The following is a 16,803-nucleotide window of genomic DNA, read 5'->3' on the forward strand; positions in this document are numbered from 1 at the left end:
CCCGATGATCACGCTGGAATCACTGGAAATGCTGCTGTCTATCGATGAAAACGAGCTGCTGGACGATCTTATCGTCACACTGCTGGCGACGCCTCAGCTCGCTTTCTTCTTTGAAAAGTATCCCAGCCTGAAGTCCGCGTTACTCAACGACCTGCCTCACTGGAAAGAAACCTTAAAACAGCGCCTGCGTGCCACACAGGTACCGCCGGAGCTGGAAAAAGAATTTAGCTGCTACCAGCGTTCACAATCGATCGACAATCAGACTTTTCAGGCACGCCTGCCTGCGATTATGGATACGCTGAACAACGTGGAATCCCCCTTTCTGACACAGGCCTCACAGCTCATGGCTTCTCCAGAGCGAACCTTAGGGCAGAAGGTTACGAGCGGGCTTCACGCACTCTTTCTTCAGCGCTGGCGGCTAAGCCTCACTCTGCAAACTGTTTCACTGCATCAGCAATTGATGGATCAGGAGCGGGAAATCCTGCTGGATGAACTGCAACAACGCCTGACCCTCAGCGGCAAACTCGAACCTATTCTGGCCGAAAACGAAAATGCGGCCGGGCGGCTCTGGGATCTCAGCGCCGCGCAGCGTATTCACACCGATCCCCGTCCGTTACTGGATTTCGGCGCTTTCCTGCAACGCCAGCCTGCATTACAAAAACTGGCGGAACGCTTAGGGCGCAGTCGCGAAACCAAATCCATCCTCACGCAGGAAGCACCGAAAGAAGCCTTCCGGGTCAGAGTACGGGAACCCGCCACCGTGCCTGAGCAGGTGAGCGGCGTGCACCAGAGCGATGACATTTTGCGTTTGATGCCGACGGAGCTGGTCACGCTGGGTATTAGCGAACTGGAATATGAATTCTATCGTCGCCTGCTGGAACATCGGCTGCTGACCTATCGCTTACAGGGTGAGAGCTGGAGAGAGAAAATCACCGAGCGCCCCGTGGTACATCAGCAAAACGAACAGCAGCCACGTGGCCCCTTTATCGTCTGCGTCGATACGTCAGGCTCGATGGGCGGCTTTAATGAACGCTGTGCCAAAGCCTTCTGTCTGGCATTGATGCGCATCGCGCTCGCCGACAACCGTCGTTGCTACATCATGCTGTTTTCTACTGGCGTGGTGAAATATGAACTCACGTCTGCGGACGGCTTAGAGCAGGCGATACGTTTTCTCAGCCAGTCGTTTCGCGGCGGCACGGATATGAGCGCCTGTCTGTCAGCACTGTTGGATAAGATGGACGACGCACTCTGGCATGATGCCGATGCGGTGGTGATTTCGGATTTTATCGCCCAGCGGTTGCCGGATGAGGTGGTAAATAAGGTGAAAAGCCGCCAGAAGCAGCTACAGCATCGTTTCCATGCTGTAGCGATGTCCGATCATGGCAAACCCGGCATCATGCACATCTTTGACCATATCTGGCGCTTTGATACCGGGTTAAAAAGCCGCTTAGTGCGCCGTTGGCAGCACGGCAAGGCTTATTAAAGCAGGCCGGAAACTGACTCGCGCAGCGGCTGTGGCCATACACCGCACTGAACCTGACCAATGTGCGACAATTGCAGCAGCAGCATGACCAGACGAGACTGACCGATTCCCCCGCCGATCGTTTGCGGCATCTCACCGCGCAGCAGCGCCTGATGCCATTCCAGCTTCAGACGTTCTTCATCCTGCGTCAGCGCCAGCTGGCGTGTTAACGCTTCCGCATCGACACGGATGCCCATTGATGAAATCTCAAATGCATCGTTCAGAACCGGGTTCCACACAACAATATCGCCGTTCAGACCCGCCAGTTCCTGCTCGCCCGGCGTCGTCCAGTCATCATAATCCGGCGCACGCACATCGTGAGAGTGCCCGCTGGACAGCTTACCGCCAATCCCAATCAGGAAGACCGCACCCAGTTCTTTAGCAATAGCGCGTTCACGCCCTTTGGCATCCAGATCGGGGTAGCGCTGCAGCAACGTTTCGGTATGCACAAAATGAATCTGCTCTGGCAGGAAAGGCTGAATGCCAAACGCCTGATGTACCGCAGCTTCCGTTGCTTTAATGCCTTGATAAATAAGCGTCACGGTCGATTTCAGATACTCCGCATTACGCTCGCCATCTCCCATCACGCGCTCCCAGTCCCACTGATCGACATAGACCGAGTGGATCGGGCTCAAACGATCTTCGTCCGGGCGCAGTGCCTTCATGTGGGTATAGATGCCTTCACCGAAGCTAAAATCATACGCACCCAGCGTTTTACGTTTCCATTTCGCCAACGAGTGAACCACTTCAAATGTGGCATCTGGCAGGGCTTTAACCTTAACCTGCACCGCTTTTTCCGTACCGGACAAGTTATCCTGAGTGCCGTCGCCGATACGGCTGAGAATCGGTGCCTGGACTTCAATCAATCCCAAAAGCTGCTCCAGTTGGCTGGAGAAGAAAGACTTAACGAAGCTGATTTGCTGTTGTTTTTCGATGTACTGCTTTTTCATTGCCGCGTCTCTTATTCATCGTATTTAGTTATTCATTAAGCAATAAAAACTGCCAGTCATTCAATAATCTTATGGATAAATTGCACTTGTGCTTTTAATCCGTCATTTTAGAGCGGTATAAAATCATTATTCGCTAAAATAGGGGGCTCAAAGTGGCAGAAATTTATCAGATCGATAATCTCGATCGCGGCATTCTTTCCGCCTTAATGGAAAATGCGCGCACGCCTTATGCCGAACTGGCAAAACAGTTTTCCGTTAGTCCGGGGACGATCCACGTTCGAGTGGAGAAAATGAAACAGGCGGGCATCATTGTCGGTACGCGTCTGGACGTGAACCCAAAGCAGCTGGGCTATGACGTATGCTGTTTTATCGGCATCATTCTGAAAAGCGCCAAAGATTATCCCTCTGCGCTGGAGAAGTTGAACAATCTGGAAGAAGTGGTCGAGGCCTACTACACCACCGGGCATTACAGCATCTTTATTAAGGTCATGTGCCGCTCGATCGAGGCGCTGCAACATGTGCTTATCAACAAGATCCAAACAATTGATGAAATTCAGTCCACTGAAACGCTAATCTCCCTGCAGAACCCCATCATGCGGACGATCGCGCCGTAATGCTTTTTTCCTATACCCATATTATCCACAGGTAGATCCCAGCCAGATCACAGCGTACAATGTCCCGTCTTTTATCGGATGGGATCGCTATGGCAGACATTACCTTAATCAGTGGCAGTACCCTTGGCAGTGCCGAATATGTTGCAGAGCATTTGGCTGAACTGCTGGAGAAGGATGATTTTTCCACTGAAATTCTGCATGGCCCTACGCTTGATGCACTACCTGAAAGCGGTATATGGCTGGTGGTGACGTCTACACATGGTGCAGGAGAATTCCCTGACAACCTGAAAGCACTGTTTGAACAACTGGAACAGCAAAAGCCCGATCTTTCTCAGGTGAGTTTCGGTGCGGTGGGGATCGGTAGTAAAGAGTACGACACGTTCTGTGGCGCGATCCAAACAGCGGATCGTGTATTGGCTCAATTAGGTGCCAAACGGATCGGTGAAATCCTCAAGATCGACATCACCCAGCATCAGATTCCAGAAGATCCAGCAGAAGAATGGCTAGGATCGTGGGTTAATTTACTCAAATAAGATGAAATATTCGGCAGTTGAATGTGGATAACTATGCTTAATTCAGGTGTAAAAGCCGTAGTTATCCCAATAACAACCCAAGTATGTTTTTTGTCCTGTGCATAAACCCGCATTAAGATCCCAGCTTATACTGTCCAGGATCACCGATCATTCACAGGTAAGGATCAACGCCATTCTCTTGATCTTTAATATGAATAATCACTTATCCACACAACATGACGATCCTAATAAGAGATCTAATAAAGAGATCTTTAAATAAAAAGATCTTTCTTTAATTAACGAGGATCCAACGGACTTGGTCGTTGGCTCAAAGTTGAGTAGAATCCCCATCCCAGGGCAAATAACGATCGTTCGCCACTCATCATTCGCGATAATGCGAGGAGCAGTACCATGTTTTATCCAGATCCATTTGACGTCATCGTGATCGGTGGCGGTCATGCCGGAACAGAAGCAGCCATGGCTTCTGCCCGAATGGGCCAACAGACGCTTTTGCTTACACACAATATTGATACGCTGGGACAAATGTCTTGTAACCCGGCGATTGGCGGTATTGGAAAAGGTCATCTGGTTAAAGAGATCGATGCCATGGGAGGCTTGATGGCGCGTGCCGTCGATCAGGCTGGTATACAGTTTAGGATACTAAACAGCAGTAAAGGTCCGGCAGTCAGAGCAACGCGCGCACAGGCGGATCGCGTGCTCTATCGTCAGGCGGTTCGCACCGCACTGGAGAATCAGCCAAACCTGACGATCTTCCAACAGGCTGTTGACGATCTGATTGTGGAAAACGATCGCGTCGTCGGTGCTGTTACCCAGATGGGACTAAAATTCCGTGCAAAAGCCGTGGTGTTGACGGTAGGCACTTTCCTTGATGGCAAAATTCATATCGGGCTGGATAACTACAGCGGTGGCCGTGCAGGCGACCCGCCTTCTATTCCACTCGCACGTCGCCTGCGTGAACTGCCTCTGCGCGTCAACCGCCTTAAAACCGGTACGCCGCCACGTATTGACGCCAGAACGATCGATTTTAGCGTGCTGGCTCAACAGCACGGTGACAACCCGATGCCGGTTTTCTCGTTCCTGGGTAATGCGAGCCAGCATCCGGCGCAAATGCCGTGCTACATCACGCATACCAATGAGAAGACCCACGATGTGATCCGTAATAATCTGGATCGTAGCCCGATGTATGCCGGGATCATCGAAGGGATCGGCCCACGCTATTGCCCGTCGATCGAAGACAAAGTCATGCGCTTTGCCGATCGAAATACGCATCAGATCTTTCTTGAACCTGAAGGCCTGACCAGCAACGAAATTTATCCTAACGGGATCTCTACCAGTTTGCCGTTTGACGTCCAGTGGCAGATTGTTCGTTCAATGGCAGGGATGGAGAATGCGCGCATTGTTCGTCCTGGCTATGCGATTGAGTACGATTTCTTCGATCCTCGCGATCTGAAACCTACGCTGGAAAACAAATTTGTTCATGGCCTGTTCTTCGCTGGACAGATCAACGGAACAACTGGTTATGAAGAAGCGGCCGCACAGGGCATGCTGGCAGGGCTGAATGCAGCTCGACTGGCTGCCGATAAGGAAGGCTGGTCTCCACGACGCGATCAAGCTTATCTCGGCGTGCTGGTTGACGATCTCTGCACGCTGGGGACGAAAGAACCCTACCGTATGTTTACCTCACGCGCTGAATATCGTCTGATGTTGCGCGAGGATAACGCCGATCTGCGTTTGACTGAAATGGGTCGCGAGCTGGGGATGGTCGACGATCACCGCTGGGCACGTTTCAACGAGAAGCTCGAAAATATTGAGAAAGAGCGCCAGCGTCTGCGCGACATTCACGTTCACCCGCAATCTGAGCAGCTAGATCAGGTCAACTCACTGCTGAAAACGCCGTTGTCCCGTGAAGCGAACGGTGAAGAACTGCTGCGTCGCCCGGAAGTGGATTACGTTCAGCTTACTGCGCTACCGCTGTTTGCCCCAGGATTAACCGACGAACAGGCCGCAGAACAGGTTGAAATTCAGGTCAAATACGAAGGGTATATTGCTCGCCAGCAGGATGAAATCGAGAAACAGCAGCGTAATGAAAATGCACTGCTGCCTGCCGATCTGGATTACAAACAGGTGAGTGGATTGTCCAATGAGGTGATTGCCAAGCTGAACGATCATAAACCGTCGTCGATCGGTCAGGCTTCACGGATTTCTGGCATTACGCCTGCGGCGATCTCCATTCTGCTGATCTGGCTTAAAAAACAGGGTCTGCTGCGCCGTAGCGCCTGATTTAAGGTAAACTTATCCCCTAAATAGCCGGTTATCCGGCTATTTTTATTATTAACCTCATATTTTTCATCGGGATCTTATTGTGCGCAACACACTCGATAATCTGCTAAACGCGGCTGGCATTGTGATTTCAGATAAGCAAAAAAATCTTCTGATACAGTATGTTGATATGCTGAATAAGTGGAACAAAGCTTACAACCTGACGTCGGTACGCGATCCGCAGCAAATGCTTGTCCGCCACATCATGGACAGTATCGTGGTTGAGCCACATTTACACGGACAGCGTTTTATCGATGTGGGTACCGGACCTGGGTTGCCGGGAATTCCATTGGCAATTGTTCGCCCTGATTCGCATTTCACTTTGCTGGATAGCCTGGGTAAGCGTGTGCGCTTCCTGCGTCAGGTTCAGCATGAACTACAGCTTGAAAACATCACGCCAGTGCAGAGTCGCGTTGAGGCGTTTCCAGCAGAACCCCCTTTTGATGGGGTGATCAGTCGGGCATTTGCCTCTTTGCAGGACATGATTAGCTGGTGCAGCCATCTTCCGGCCAGACCGACAGGGCGGTTTTATGCTCTAAAAGGCGTACTTCCAGAGGATGAATTGTCATCCTTGCCACAAGATGTCCTATTAGATCAGGTTGTTCGCTTATCTGTTCCCGATCTGGAAGGTGAGCGCCATTTGGTCGTGCTTAAACCAAACTAATTTTGTTTTTTATCAAAAAAATTATAACTAAATATTGCATGTCAGGATGCCACCTCGTCTATCGGTGACATTGTTCTGGAACGCATCGCGATCACTGAAATTTTACATCTTCGTTTTTTCAGCGTTGTCCTTTTGCTTTCGCACTGAATAATAACGAGCGAAAATAAATCATCGGCATCAAAATTTAGTTATTTTTGTGTTAATTGAGTAAAAAAACGATATCAATAATGTCAATAGGTGGTTGAAACGTTGTTTATTGCGATTTTTGGATGGCGTTTTTATTAACTTATTGAAATTAAATAAAATAAATACGTTTTATTGCTAAGGACAAAAAAAGATACATCCTGTTGTAAATATTCGTAAGCCCTTTTATGTGAGTCATATCACAGATTGGAGGCCTTTAGAAATTAATGACACCAGACATGAGTCGCGAGGATTGTTAGTAAAAACGGGGCTTCAGAAAGAAATTTAAATAATTGTTCACCTTTTCGCTACTTATCGATTGAATTCGCAGGTATGACCCGTATAATTTGCTCGTTTTTTGCTGCTTGACTCAGTGGTGTAAAGGCAGTTTTATACGTCATTCGGTATACCTCTGAAAAGGTACGGAGAGAGCAAACGTCATGCCTGTATCCCTTTACAGCGGAAAAGTAGCCTTAAGGCTGCTGTTGTTACAGTTAGTGACTTTTGCTTTGTTGAGTGCTGTTTTCAGCCTCAATAGCGTCAACGCTGCTGCTTCTGCATTAGGCGGAGGATTGGCAGCCTGGTTACCGAATGTGTTGTTTGTGCTGTTTGCCTTGCGTCATCAGTCACACAAGCCTGCTGACGGGCGTGTGGCCTGGTCATTCGCGATTGGCGAGGCGCTTAAGGTATTTATCACCATTGCACTGTTAGTGGTGGCGTTAGGCGTGTTTAAAGCGGCATTCTTTCCGCTTGGCCTGACTTATTTATCGGTGCTGGTTATGCAGATCGTGGCACCGGCCGTAATTAATCGTTGCCGTAATTAACAACAAAAGGGTAAGAGACATCATGGCTGCTGGAGAAATCTCTACTCCGCAAGAGTATATCGGTCACCACTTGCAGCATTTGCAGGTCGGGACGGGTTTTTGGGCGATCAACGTCGATTCGATGTTTTTCTCCATCGCTCTTGGGGTCCTCTTTCTGGTTATCTTTCACCGCGTAGCGAAACGTGCGACCAGCGGTGTGCCAGGTAAGCTGCAAACGGCTGTCGAACTGATTATCGGTTTCGTTGATGGCACCGTACGCGATATGTTCCATGGCAAAAGCAAACTGATTGCTCCTCTGGCGCTGACCATTTTCGTCTGGGTTTTCCTGATGAACCTGATGGACCTGCTGCCTATCGATCTGTTGCCGCAAGCCTGGGCGGGCATTTATAGCTTGCTGGGATACGATCCGGCGCATGCTTATCTGCGTGCTGTGCCGACGGCCGACGTGAACATCACGCTGTCTATGGCGCTTGGGGTGTTTATTCTGGTTCTGTTCTACAGCATCAAAATGAAGGGGCTCGGTGGTTTTGTTAAAGAACTGACCATGCAACCGTTCAACCATCCAGTATTTATTCCTATCAACCTGATTCTTGAAGGTGTCAGCCTGCTGTCCAAACCTATTTCCTTAGGCTTGCGACTGTTTGGCAATATGTATGCGGGTGAGTTGATCTTCATCCTGATTGCCGGTCTGTTGCCGTGGTGGTCACAATGGCTGTTAAATGTGCCTTGGGCTATTTTCCACATTTTGATTATTACGCTTCAGGCTTTTATTTTCATGGTTCTGACGGTTGTTTATCTCTCGATGGCATCTGAAGAGCATTGATTTTCTTTCAACAAATAACGTTTTTAACTGAAACAAACTGGAGACTGTCATGGAAAACCTGAGTGTGGATCTGCTGTACATGGCTGCCGCGTTAATGATGGGTTTGGCGGCAATCGGTGCTGCGATCGGTATCGGCATTCTGGGTGGTAAATTCTTGGAAGGTGCTGCTCGTCAGCCTGACCTGATTCCTTTACTGCGTACACAGTTCTTTATCGTCATGGGTCTGGTTGACGCCATCCCGATGATCGCTGTTGGTCTGGGGCTGTATGTGATGTTTGCGGTGGCCTAAGCAGAATGTTTTCTGCTGAGGTTAAAACATCAACTTATTTAACTTTGAAAGAGGCATTGTGCTGTGAATATTAATGCAACAATCCTCGGCCAGGCCATTGCGTTCGTCCTGTTTGTCTGGTTCTGCATGAAGTATGTATGGCCGCCTATGATGGCAGCCATCGAGAAACGTCAAAAAGAAATTGCTGACGGTCTGGCTTCTGCTGAACGTGCCAAAAAAGATTTGAACTTGGCTCAGGCCAATGCGACAGATCAACTGAAGAAAGCCAAAGCGGATGCTCAGGTTATCATCGAGCAGGCGAACAAACGCCGTGCTCAGATCCTGGATGAGGCGAAAGCTGAAGCGGAAGCTGAACGTAACAAGATTGTGGCGCAGGCGCAGGCTGAAATCGAAGCCGAACGTAAACGTGCTCGTGAAGAGCTGCGTAAGCAAGTTGCCGTATTGGCGATTGCCGGTGCCGAGAAAATTATTGAACGTTCCGTGGATGAAGCTGCTAACAGCGACATCGTTGATAAACTGGTCGCTGAACTGTAAGGAGGGAGGGGCTGATGTCTGAATTTGTCACGGTAGCTCGCCCCTACGCCAAAGCAGCTTTTGACTTTGCGGTTGAGAATCAGGCCTTAGATCGCTGGCAGAACATGCTGGCGTTTTCGGCCGAAGTGGCGCGCAATGAGCAGATTGCCGAGTTGCTTTCTGGTGCGGTTGCACCGATTGAGCTGGCGAAAACATTTATTGCCGTTTGTGGTGATCAACTTGATGAAGCCGGTCAGAACCTGATTAGGGTGATGGCCGAAAACGGACGTTTACCAGTGCTTCCTGAAGTACTGGAACAATTTATTCAACTGCGGGCAACTCTGGAATCGACGGTTGACGTCGATGTGATTTCTGCCAGCACGTTGAGTGAGCAGCAGCAATCAAAGATCGCTGCCGCTATGGAAAAACGTCTGTCACGCAAAGTGAAGCTGAATTGCAAAATTGATAAGTCTGTCATGGCCGGCGTGGTTATCCGCGCGGGCGATATGGTGATAGATGGCAGCATTCGCGGTCGTCTGGAACGTCTGGCAGACGTCTTGCAGTCTTAAGGGGACTGGAGCATGCAACTGAATTCCACCGAAATCAGCGAACTGATCAAGCAGCGCATTGCTCAGTTCAATGTGGTGAGCGAAGCTCACAATGAAGGTACTATTGTTTCCGTCAGCGACGGAATCATCCGCGTCCACGGTCTGGCAGACGTGATGCAGGGAGAGATGATCTCTCTGCCGGGTAACCGTTATGCGATCGCACTGAACCTGGAGCGCGACTCCGTTGGTGCGGTAGTCATGGGTCCGTATGCGGATCTGGCTGAAGGCATGAAAGTAAAATGCACCGGCCGTATTCTTGAAGTTCCAGTTGGTCGCGGCCTGCTGGGTCGTGTGGTCAACACGCTGGGCGCACCGATTGACGGTAAAGGCGCACTGGATCACGACGGTTTCTCTGCGGTTGAAGCGATTGCGCCTGGCGTTATCGAACGTCAGTCCGTTGATGAGCCGGTACAAACGGGCTATAAGTCCGTTGACGCCATGATTCCAATCGGTCGTGGTCAGCGTGAGCTGATTATCGGTGACCGTCAGACGGGTAAAACCGCACTGGCCATCGACGCCATCATCAATCAGCGTGATTCCGGCATCAAATGTGTGTACGTCGCTATCGGCCAGAAAGCGTCCACGATTTCTAACGTGGTACGTAAACTGGAAGAGCACGGCGCACTGGAAAACACCATTGTTGTTGTTGCTACCGCGTCTGAGTCTGCTGCTCTGCAATATCTGGCACCGTATGCCGGCTGTGCGATGGGCGAGTACTTCCGTGACCGCGGTGAAGATGCGCTGATTATTTATGATGACCTGTCTAAACAGGCCGTTGCTTATCGTCAGATTTCTCTGCTGCTCCGTCGTCCGCCAGGTCGTGAAGCTTATCCTGGTGACGTTTTCTATCTCCACTCCCGTTTGCTGGAGCGTGCATCGCGCGTTAACGCCGATTACGTTGAAGCATTCACCAAGGGTGAAGTGAAAGGGAAAACCGGTTCGTTGACCGCTCTGCCGATCATCGAAACGCAAGCGGGTGACGTTTCTGCGTTCGTTCCAACCAACGTAATTTCTATTACCGATGGTCAGATCTTCCTGGAATCCAACCTGTTTAACGCCGGTATTCGTCCTGCGGTTAACCCAGGGATCTCCGTATCCCGTGTGGGTGGTGCAGCACAGACCAAGATCATGAAGAAACTGTCCGGTGGTATTCGTACCGCTCTGGCACAGTACCGTGAGCTGGCTGCATTCTCTCAGTTCGCTTCCGATCTTGATGATGCAACCCGTAAGCAGTTGAGCCACGGTCAGAAAGTGACCGAGCTGTTGAAGCAGAAACAGTATGCGCCGATGTCTGTCGCACAGCAGTCTCTGGTTCTGTTTGCGGCGGAACGTGGTTATCTGGAAGATGTTGAGCTGTCGAAAGTCGGTAGCTTTGAAGCGGCACTGTTGGCTTATGCTGACCGTGAGCATGGCGAACTTCTGCAACAAATCGACCAGACTGGCGCTTATAACGATGAGATCGAGGGCAAGTTTAAAGGCATCCTCGATACTTTTAAGGCAACCCAGTCCTGGTAACGCCCGGTGGCCTGCTGTAAAGCAGGCCGCAAGGCTTTGAGGAGAAGCAAAGATGGCCGGCGCAAAAGAGATACGTAGTAAGATCGCAAGCGTCCAAAATACGCAGAAGATCACCAAAGCAATGGAAATGGTCGCCGCTTCCAAAATGCGTAAATCGCAGGATCGTATGGCGGCCAGCCGTCCTTATGCGGAAACCATACGCAATGTGATTGGTCACCTTGCGTTAGGAAATCTGGAATATAAACACCCGTACCTGGAAGAACGCGACGTTAAGCGCGTTGGGTATCTGGTTGTGTCTACTGACCGTGGCCTGTGTGGTGGTTTGAACATTAACCTGTTCAAGAAACTGCTGGCTGATATGAAATCCTGGAGCGACAAAGGCGTTGAAACTGATTTAGCGCTGATTGGTTCCAAAGCGGTATCTTTCTTCGGTTCGGTAGGCGGAAACATTGTTGCTCAGGTTACCGGTATGGGGGATAACCCTTCCGTATCAGAATTGATCGGCCCGGTTAAAGTTATGCTGCAAGCCTATGACGAAGGTCGTCTGGACAAGCTGTATATCGTAAGCAACAAGTTTATTAATACCATGTCTCAGGAACCGCTTGTTGTTCAAGTGTTACCGTTACCGCCTTCGGATGACGGTGAGTTGAAGAAGAAAGCCTGGGATTACCTGTATGAACCCGATCCTAAGTCGCTGCTGGATACCCTGCTGCGCCGTTATGTAGAATCTCAGGTTTATCAGGGCGTCGTAGAAAATCTGGCTAGTGAGCAGGCCGCGCGAATGGTTGCGATGAAAGCCGCGACCGATAACGGCGGTAGCCTGATCAAAGAGCTGCAGTTGGTATACAACAAAGCTCGTCAGGCCAGCATCACCCAGGAACTCACCGAAATCGTCGGGGGAGCCTCCGCGGTTTAAAGCAGGTTTACGAATTACGTAGAGGATTCAAGATGGCTACTGGAAAGATTATCCAGGTAATCGGCGCCGTGGTGGACGTCGAGTTCCCGCAAGATGCCGTACCGAAGGTGTACGATGCGCTTGAGGTAGAGAACGGCGCTGAAAAACTGGTGCTGGAAGTGCAGCAGCAGTTGGGCGGCGGCATTGTTCGTTGTATCGCAATGGGTTCTTCTGACGGCCTGCGTCGCGGGTTGAACGTGAATAACCTGGACCACCCGATCGAAGTACCGGTAGGTAAAGCAACGCTGGGTCGTATCATGAACGTGTTGGGTGATCCCATCGACATGAAAGGCGACATCGGCGAAGAAGAGCGTTGGGCTATCCACCGTTCAGCTCCTAGCTATGAAGAGCTGTCAAACTCACAGGAACTGCTGGAAACCGGCATCAAGGTTATCGACCTGATGTGTCCGTTTGCCAAGGGCGGTAAAGTGGGTCTGTTCGGTGGTGCGGGCGTAGGTAAAACCGTAAACATGATGGAGCTGATCCGTAACATCGCGATCGAGCACTCCGGTTACTCCGTGTTTGCAGGCGTAGGTGAGCGTACCCGTGAAGGTAACGACTTCTACCACGAAATGACCGACTCCAACGTAATCGATAAAGTATCACTGGTGTATGGCCAGATGAACGAGCCGCCGGGTAACCGTCTGCGCGTAGCATTGACCGGTCTGACCATGGCGGAAAAATTCCGTGATGAAGGCCGTGACGTACTGCTGTTCGTCGATAACATCTACCGTTATACCTTGGCCGGTACGGAAGTATCCGCACTGCTGGGTCGTATGCCTTCTGCGGTAGGTTATCAGCCGACGCTGGCGGAAGAGATGGGCGTTCTGCAAGAACGTATCACCTCAACCAAAACCGGTTCTATCACCTCCGTTCAGGCCGTTTACGTTCCTGCGGATGACTTGACTGACCCGTCACCAGCCACCACCTTTGCTCACTTGGATGCAACCGTGGTACTGAGCCGTCAGATCGCTTCTCTGGGTATCTACCCGGCCGTTGACCCGCTGGACTCCACCAGCCGTCAGCTGGATCCGCTGGTTGTTGGTCAGGAACACTATGATGTTGCTCGTGGCGTGCAGTCTATTCTGCAACGTTACCAGGAACTGAAAGACATCATCGCGATTCTGGGTATGGACGAGCTGTCTGAAGAAGACAAGCTGGTGGTATCCCGTGCGCGTAAGATTCAGCGCTTCCTGTCTCAGCCGTTCTTCGTAGCGGAAGTATTTACCGGTTCTCCGGGCAAATACGTTGCCCTGAAAGACACCATCCGTGGCTTTAAAGGGATTATGGAAGGCGAATACGACCACCTGCCAGAGCAGGCGTTCTACATGGTTGGTTCCATTGACGAAGTCGTGGAAAAAGCCAAGAAACTGTAACGCCTTGTAGGAGGGTGACATGGCTATGACTTACCATCTGGATGTCGTGAGTGCAGAGCAGCAAATGTTCTCCGGTCTGGTGCAGAAGATCCAGGTAACGGGGAGCGAAGGCGAACTGGGTATTTATCCGGGACATGCCCCTCTGCTCACTGCCATTAAGCCGGGTATGATTCGTATCGTTAAGCAGCACGGTGAGGAAGAGTATATCTATCTTTCTGGCGGCGTCCTTGAGGTGCAGCCGAATATTGTCACCGTACTGTCTGATACCGCTATCCGTGGGCAGGATCTGGATGAAGCACGTGCGCTGGAAGCGAAACGCAAAGCTGAAGATCATATCCGCAATTCGCATGGCGATGTGGACTATGCTCAGGCTTCCGCAGAGCTGACTAAAGCGATTGCGAAGCTGCGTGTTATCGAGCTGACCAGAAAAGCGATGTAACAGATAAGCTTGCAATAATTGAAGGCCAGTCAGTTCACACTGACTGGCCTTTTTGCATTTAAGTCTATGTTACATATAAAAATGCCTGCGAAAGCAGTCATTAAGATCGCGGATAAATCCATTTACGCTTTGTCAGCCCCTACCTTGTTAGGCGGGGGCTTGAAGCCCTTATTTTTTCTTCAGGAAGTCGCCAAGTACCAGATTGCCTTTGGCATCACGCGTAAACGTCTCAGGAATGGCTACTGACACGAAATTATTTACGGTGATTTCCTTACCTTGCGCGTTAACCGAACGGTCGCCTTTGATGAAGTAGTTGGTGTTATCGATATTGCCGACAACCGCATCATCATATTTACCCGCTTTGGTTTTCAGCGAAATGTTGTTCTTGAAGACGCCTTGTTTTTCCGGACCAGAGTAAGGGCTTGGGCGGAAAATGAAGTTAAAGCGTTCGTTATCTAACGCGATGTTGTCTTCAACGATCAAGGCACCAGGGTTGAAGTTGTCAGTGAAACCATCAAGTTTGTTGCCCACAGCAATGCTGTTTTTAACCTGATGCGCTACTGGCTGGCCTTCACCACCCATTTTGAAACCGTTGCTGGTGTTGTTCATGGCAATTGAATTCTCGATCACCACAACGCCGTTTGCGCCGTCTTCAATTTTGTTAAACAGGTCGAAGCCATCATCGATGTTGTTGTGCGAGAACGCGCCGCGAATCACGTTGCCTTCACCCACACGCATTTTCACCGCGAAACCGTCGGCGTTAATTTTGCCTGGGTCCTGATTACTGTGAGATTCTGAATTCAGAATCAGGTTATGGCTAGCCCACAGCGGTCTGCCTACATCGGCCGTCGAAGTCACCTGAATACCGGTATCGTCAGCGTGGTGCGCCAGAACGCGTTCGATGGTGTTGTAGCTCCCCTCGATACGGAACGGTTTCTCTGTGATTTCAATCCCTTTAACATGCCAATGGCTTGCTTTCAGCTGTAGGCCATGAATCACGGCTTTATTGCCGACAGCAAACAGGTTCTTGACGGTTTTTTGCTGGCCGCTGGCGCTGACAGGGATTTCAGTTGCGCTGTAATCACCATCGTTGAGCCAGATTGTGCCACCAGCTGGCAGAGCGGCGACGGCGCTGGCTAAATCGATCGGTGCATTTTTACTGCCGTCATTGCTGGCTGAACCTTGTGGCGAAACATACAGATTTTTAGCGTCTGCGTAGGCCACTCTTTCAACCTTGAACGTGCTCTCTTTTACTGCTTTATCATCGCCTTCCGTAGGCTGGTAGGCAATCTTGAACTCAGCGCTATTACCGGCAATTTTCGCTGGCAGAGATAAGGTTTCTCCCGCTTTTACCTGCTTCGCTTCACCCAGAGGCTGACCGTTTTGCGACACCGCGATCGTGCCGGCGTAGTTGGCTCTGGCCTGAACCACATAGTGTTCGCTGGTGGTTTTAGGCGATGACATCACCTGGAGCAAAGGATCATAGGCCTTAGCCTTGAACTCCGGTGACGCTTTGGTTTGCGCCGGCGTGGTAGTCAACTGTGCATTGCTAACGGTGATTTTGGCGTTACGGGAAGCAAAGAAACCGACGTAGTAGTGGTCTTTATCCAGCTTGGTGACGACGTCCGCGCCTTTGACTTCTTTTGATACCCAGTTATCCGTGCCTTTCGGCGCATAAGAGGTAATAAAGCCGTCATTGGTACGTTCCAGTTTCAGACGGAACGTCGGCGTTTGCTCCAGATTCACATTTTCCTGGTAGCTGGTCTTGGTAATTTTCGCACCGGCATTGCCCCACGGCTGTGTGACGCCATTACGCAAAATAGCCTGCAGCTTAATTTCGGTATGAGACTTCTTATCCTGCGTCATGATGGCGTTCATCACCATGTTGGATGCCGCAGGGAACTCCTCATACCCTTCTTTCAGCGGTTCCTGACGCGGCACGCCAATAATATCGCGCACCAGAATCCCGGCTCCTTCCTGAGCCGCCGGCTTGGCACCGTTTTCTGGCCCAAACTGTTCCACGGTAATGTCAGACTGAAGCGTAAAATTCACATTCGCAGGCAGCTGCGTATAGAAGAACGTCAGTCCGTCATGGGTGTTGGCAATCTTTCCGCCACGACTTTCGATCGTGATAGGGGCGGACAAATCAGCGTTATCCCCCGGTGCTAATTTCTTGCCATTAATGGTGACGTCGTTAACACCAATCTTTTCCGGCAGGACATTGGATGAGAAGTTTACGTCTGTTGATTGACCAAAGGCGATGCCGTGCCAGACAGGGGGTGATTCTGTCGTGGCGTGTGTACTAAAGCTAAAGAGTAATGCATTCGTCAACGCGACGGCTGCGAGGCGTGAAGAACGGTGTTTCCGTAATGAATCACATTTTGGTGAAGAACAACGTTTCATTGTATCTCCTTCGTTATTGAATTATTCGCCCGCGTATATTGCTATAAATGAAACGCTGTTTCTTTTGTGTGTGTCACAAATGGAAATACTTAAAAACAAAGTCTGTTTTTTATGAAACCCTGTGTCATTTCTGTTTAGGTTGAGAGTATGGTGCTTGTATCTTCTTCTCGTGAACATTCGTCGTTTTTAGCGGGATTTTCAGAAAAAACTCACCAAAAAGTATCCGCGTTACGCAGTAGTTTCGGTAAACTCTGGTTATTCATGCTGTAACAG

At 50.3% G+C, this 16,803-nt stretch carries 16 protein-coding genes; 14 read left to right on the top strand and 2 right to left on the bottom strand.

The features are described 5' to 3' along the window. The first annotated feature begins 4 nt into the window (after window positions 1-4). Window positions 5-1,483, top strand: a complete 1,479-nt coding sequence (gene viaA / locus ACIPUG_RS09900; protein WP_400338299.1) for an ATPase RavA stimulator ViaA — start codon at window positions 5-7, stop codon at window positions 1,481-1,483. On the opposite strand, the gene asnA is transcribed toward viaA, so the two are convergent. Beyond that, window positions 1,480-2,472 carry an aspartate--ammonia ligase gene (gene asnA / locus ACIPUG_RS09905; protein ID WP_400338300.1) on the bottom strand — a complete coding sequence of 331 codons (993 nt, stop codon included), beginning with the start codon at window positions 2,470-2,472 and terminating at the stop codon, window positions 1,480-1,482. The genes viaA and asnA overlap by 4 nt on opposite strands. 152 nt (window positions 2,473-2,624) lie before the next feature. On the opposite strand from asnA, the gene asnC reads away from it, so the two are divergent. From asnC to ACIPUG_RS09970, 13 genes are all read left to right on the top strand, one after another. Next, the gene (gene asnC, locus ACIPUG_RS09910) at window positions 2,625-3,086 is read left to right on the top strand and encodes a transcriptional regulator AsnC (protein WP_010300103.1); all 462 of its coding nucleotides are present in this window, start codon (window positions 2,625-2,627) and stop codon (window positions 3,084-3,086) included. Between the two features lie 89 nt (window positions 3,087-3,175). After that, window positions 3,176-3,619 (top strand): FMN-binding protein MioC, encoded by a 444-nt coding sequence (gene mioC / locus ACIPUG_RS09915; RefSeq protein ID WP_400338301.1) that lies wholly within the window; start codon window positions 3,176-3,178, stop codon window positions 3,617-3,619. 390 nt (window positions 3,620-4,009) lie between these two features. Then, complete coding sequence (gene mnmG / locus ACIPUG_RS09920; RefSeq protein WP_010681469.1) at window positions 4,010-5,899, top strand: tRNA uridine-5-carboxymethylaminomethyl(34) synthesis enzyme MnmG; 1,890 nt, start codon at window positions 4,010-4,012, stop codon at window positions 5,897-5,899. An 82-nt stretch (window positions 5,900-5,981) separates the two neighbouring features. After that, the gene (gene rsmG / locus ACIPUG_RS09925) at window positions 5,982-6,602 is read left to right on the top strand and encodes a 16S rRNA (guanine(527)-N(7))-methyltransferase RsmG (RefSeq protein WP_010681468.1); all 621 of its coding nucleotides are present in this window, start codon (window positions 5,982-5,984) and stop codon (window positions 6,600-6,602) included. Window positions 6,603-7,225: 623 nt separating this feature from the next. Further along, complete coding sequence (gene atpI, locus ACIPUG_RS09930) at window positions 7,226-7,609, top strand: F0F1 ATP synthase subunit I (RefSeq protein WP_014917154.1); 384 nt, start codon at window positions 7,226-7,228, stop codon at window positions 7,607-7,609. A gap of 22 nt (window positions 7,610-7,631) precedes the next feature. Continuing rightward, on the top strand, window positions 7,632-8,432 hold the full coding sequence (gene atpB, locus ACIPUG_RS09935; RefSeq protein ID WP_010681467.1) for a F0F1 ATP synthase subunit A: 801 nt from the start codon (window positions 7,632-7,634) through the stop codon (window positions 8,430-8,432). Between the two features lie 49 nt (window positions 8,433-8,481). Continuing rightward, window positions 8,482-8,721, top strand: coding sequence for a F0F1 ATP synthase subunit C (atpE, locus tag ACIPUG_RS09940; protein ID WP_005976545.1), 240 nt, complete (start codon window positions 8,482-8,484; stop codon window positions 8,719-8,721). 63 nt (window positions 8,722-8,784) lie between these two features. Further along, complete coding sequence (gene atpF, locus ACIPUG_RS09945) at window positions 8,785-9,255, top strand: F0F1 ATP synthase subunit B (protein WP_010681466.1); 471 nt, start codon at window positions 8,785-8,787, stop codon at window positions 9,253-9,255. A 14-nt stretch (window positions 9,256-9,269) separates the two neighbouring features. Continuing rightward, entirely contained in the window at window positions 9,270-9,803 is a 534-nt protein-coding gene (atpH, locus tag ACIPUG_RS09950) for a F0F1 ATP synthase subunit delta (RefSeq protein ID WP_039281270.1), read from the top strand. Between the two features lie 12 nt (window positions 9,804-9,815). Next, entirely contained in the window at window positions 9,816-11,357 is a 1,542-nt protein-coding gene (gene atpA, locus ACIPUG_RS09955) for a F0F1 ATP synthase subunit alpha (protein ID WP_005976551.1), read from the top strand. A gap of 52 nt (window positions 11,358-11,409) precedes the next feature. Beyond that, window positions 11,410-12,273, top strand: a complete 864-nt coding sequence (gene atpG / locus ACIPUG_RS09960) for a F0F1 ATP synthase subunit gamma (protein WP_005976554.1) — start codon at window positions 11,410-11,412, stop codon at window positions 12,271-12,273. A gap of 32 nt (window positions 12,274-12,305) precedes the next feature. Beyond that, window positions 12,306-13,688, top strand: a complete 1,383-nt coding sequence (gene atpD / locus ACIPUG_RS09965) for a F0F1 ATP synthase subunit beta (RefSeq protein WP_014917152.1) — start codon at window positions 12,306-12,308, stop codon at window positions 13,686-13,688. A gap of 19 nt (window positions 13,689-13,707) precedes the next feature. Beyond that, entirely contained in the window at window positions 13,708-14,127 is a 420-nt protein-coding gene (locus ACIPUG_RS09970) for a F0F1 ATP synthase subunit epsilon (RefSeq protein ID WP_010300077.1), read from the top strand. A 168-nt stretch (window positions 14,128-14,295) separates the two neighbouring features. On the opposite strand, the gene pelX is transcribed toward ACIPUG_RS09970, so the two are convergent. After that, on the bottom strand, window positions 14,296-16,530 hold the full coding sequence (pelX, locus tag ACIPUG_RS09975; RefSeq protein WP_400338303.1) for a pectate disaccharide-lyase PelX: 2,235 nt from the start codon (window positions 16,528-16,530) through the stop codon (window positions 14,296-14,298). Between the last annotated feature and the right edge of the window lie 273 nt (window positions 16,531-16,803).

It is taken from the genome of Pectobacterium sp. CHL-2024 (genome assembly GCF_044751765.1).
GTDB classification, from domain to species: Bacteria; Pseudomonadota; Gammaproteobacteria; order Enterobacterales; family Enterobacteriaceae; genus Pectobacterium; species Pectobacterium brasiliense.

Excerpts from the sequence above, each read along its gene's own strand:
- viaA (WP_400338299.1), top strand. The coding sequence starts at position 5 with ATGATCACGCTGGAATCACTGGAAATGCTGCTGTCTATCGATGAAAAC.
- asnA (WP_400338300.1), bottom strand. The coding sequence starts at position 2,472 with ATGAAAAAGCAGTACATCGAAAAACAACAGCAAATCAGCTTCGTTAAG.
- mioC (WP_400338301.1), top strand. The coding sequence starts at position 3,176 with ATGGCAGACATTACCTTAATCAGTGGCAGTACCCTTGGCAGTGCCGAA.
- mnmG (WP_010681469.1), top strand. The coding sequence starts at position 4,010 with ATGTTTTATCCAGATCCATTTGACGTCATCGTGATCGGTGGCGGTCAT.
- atpI (WP_014917154.1), top strand. The coding sequence starts at position 7,226 with ATGCCTGTATCCCTTTACAGCGGAAAAGTAGCCTTAAGGCTGCTGTTG.
- atpB (WP_010681467.1), top strand. The coding sequence starts at position 7,632 with ATGGCTGCTGGAGAAATCTCTACTCCGCAAGAGTATATCGGTCACCAC.
- atpE (WP_005976545.1), top strand. The coding sequence starts at position 8,482 with ATGGAAAACCTGAGTGTGGATCTGCTGTACATGGCTGCCGCGTTAATG.
- atpH (WP_039281270.1), top strand. The coding sequence starts at position 9,270 with ATGTCTGAATTTGTCACGGTAGCTCGCCCCTACGCCAAAGCAGCTTTT.
- atpA (WP_005976551.1), top strand. The coding sequence starts at position 9,816 with ATGCAACTGAATTCCACCGAAATCAGCGAACTGATCAAGCAGCGCATT.
- atpG (WP_005976554.1), top strand. The coding sequence starts at position 11,410 with ATGGCCGGCGCAAAAGAGATACGTAGTAAGATCGCAAGCGTCCAAAAT.
- atpD (WP_014917152.1), top strand. The coding sequence starts at position 12,306 with ATGGCTACTGGAAAGATTATCCAGGTAATCGGCGCCGTGGTGGACGTC.
- ACIPUG_RS09970 (WP_010300077.1), top strand. The coding sequence starts at position 13,708 with ATGGCTATGACTTACCATCTGGATGTCGTGAGTGCAGAGCAGCAAATG.
- pelX (WP_400338303.1), bottom strand. The coding sequence starts at position 16,530 with ATGAAACGTTGTTCTTCACCAAAATGTGATTCATTACGGAAACACCGT.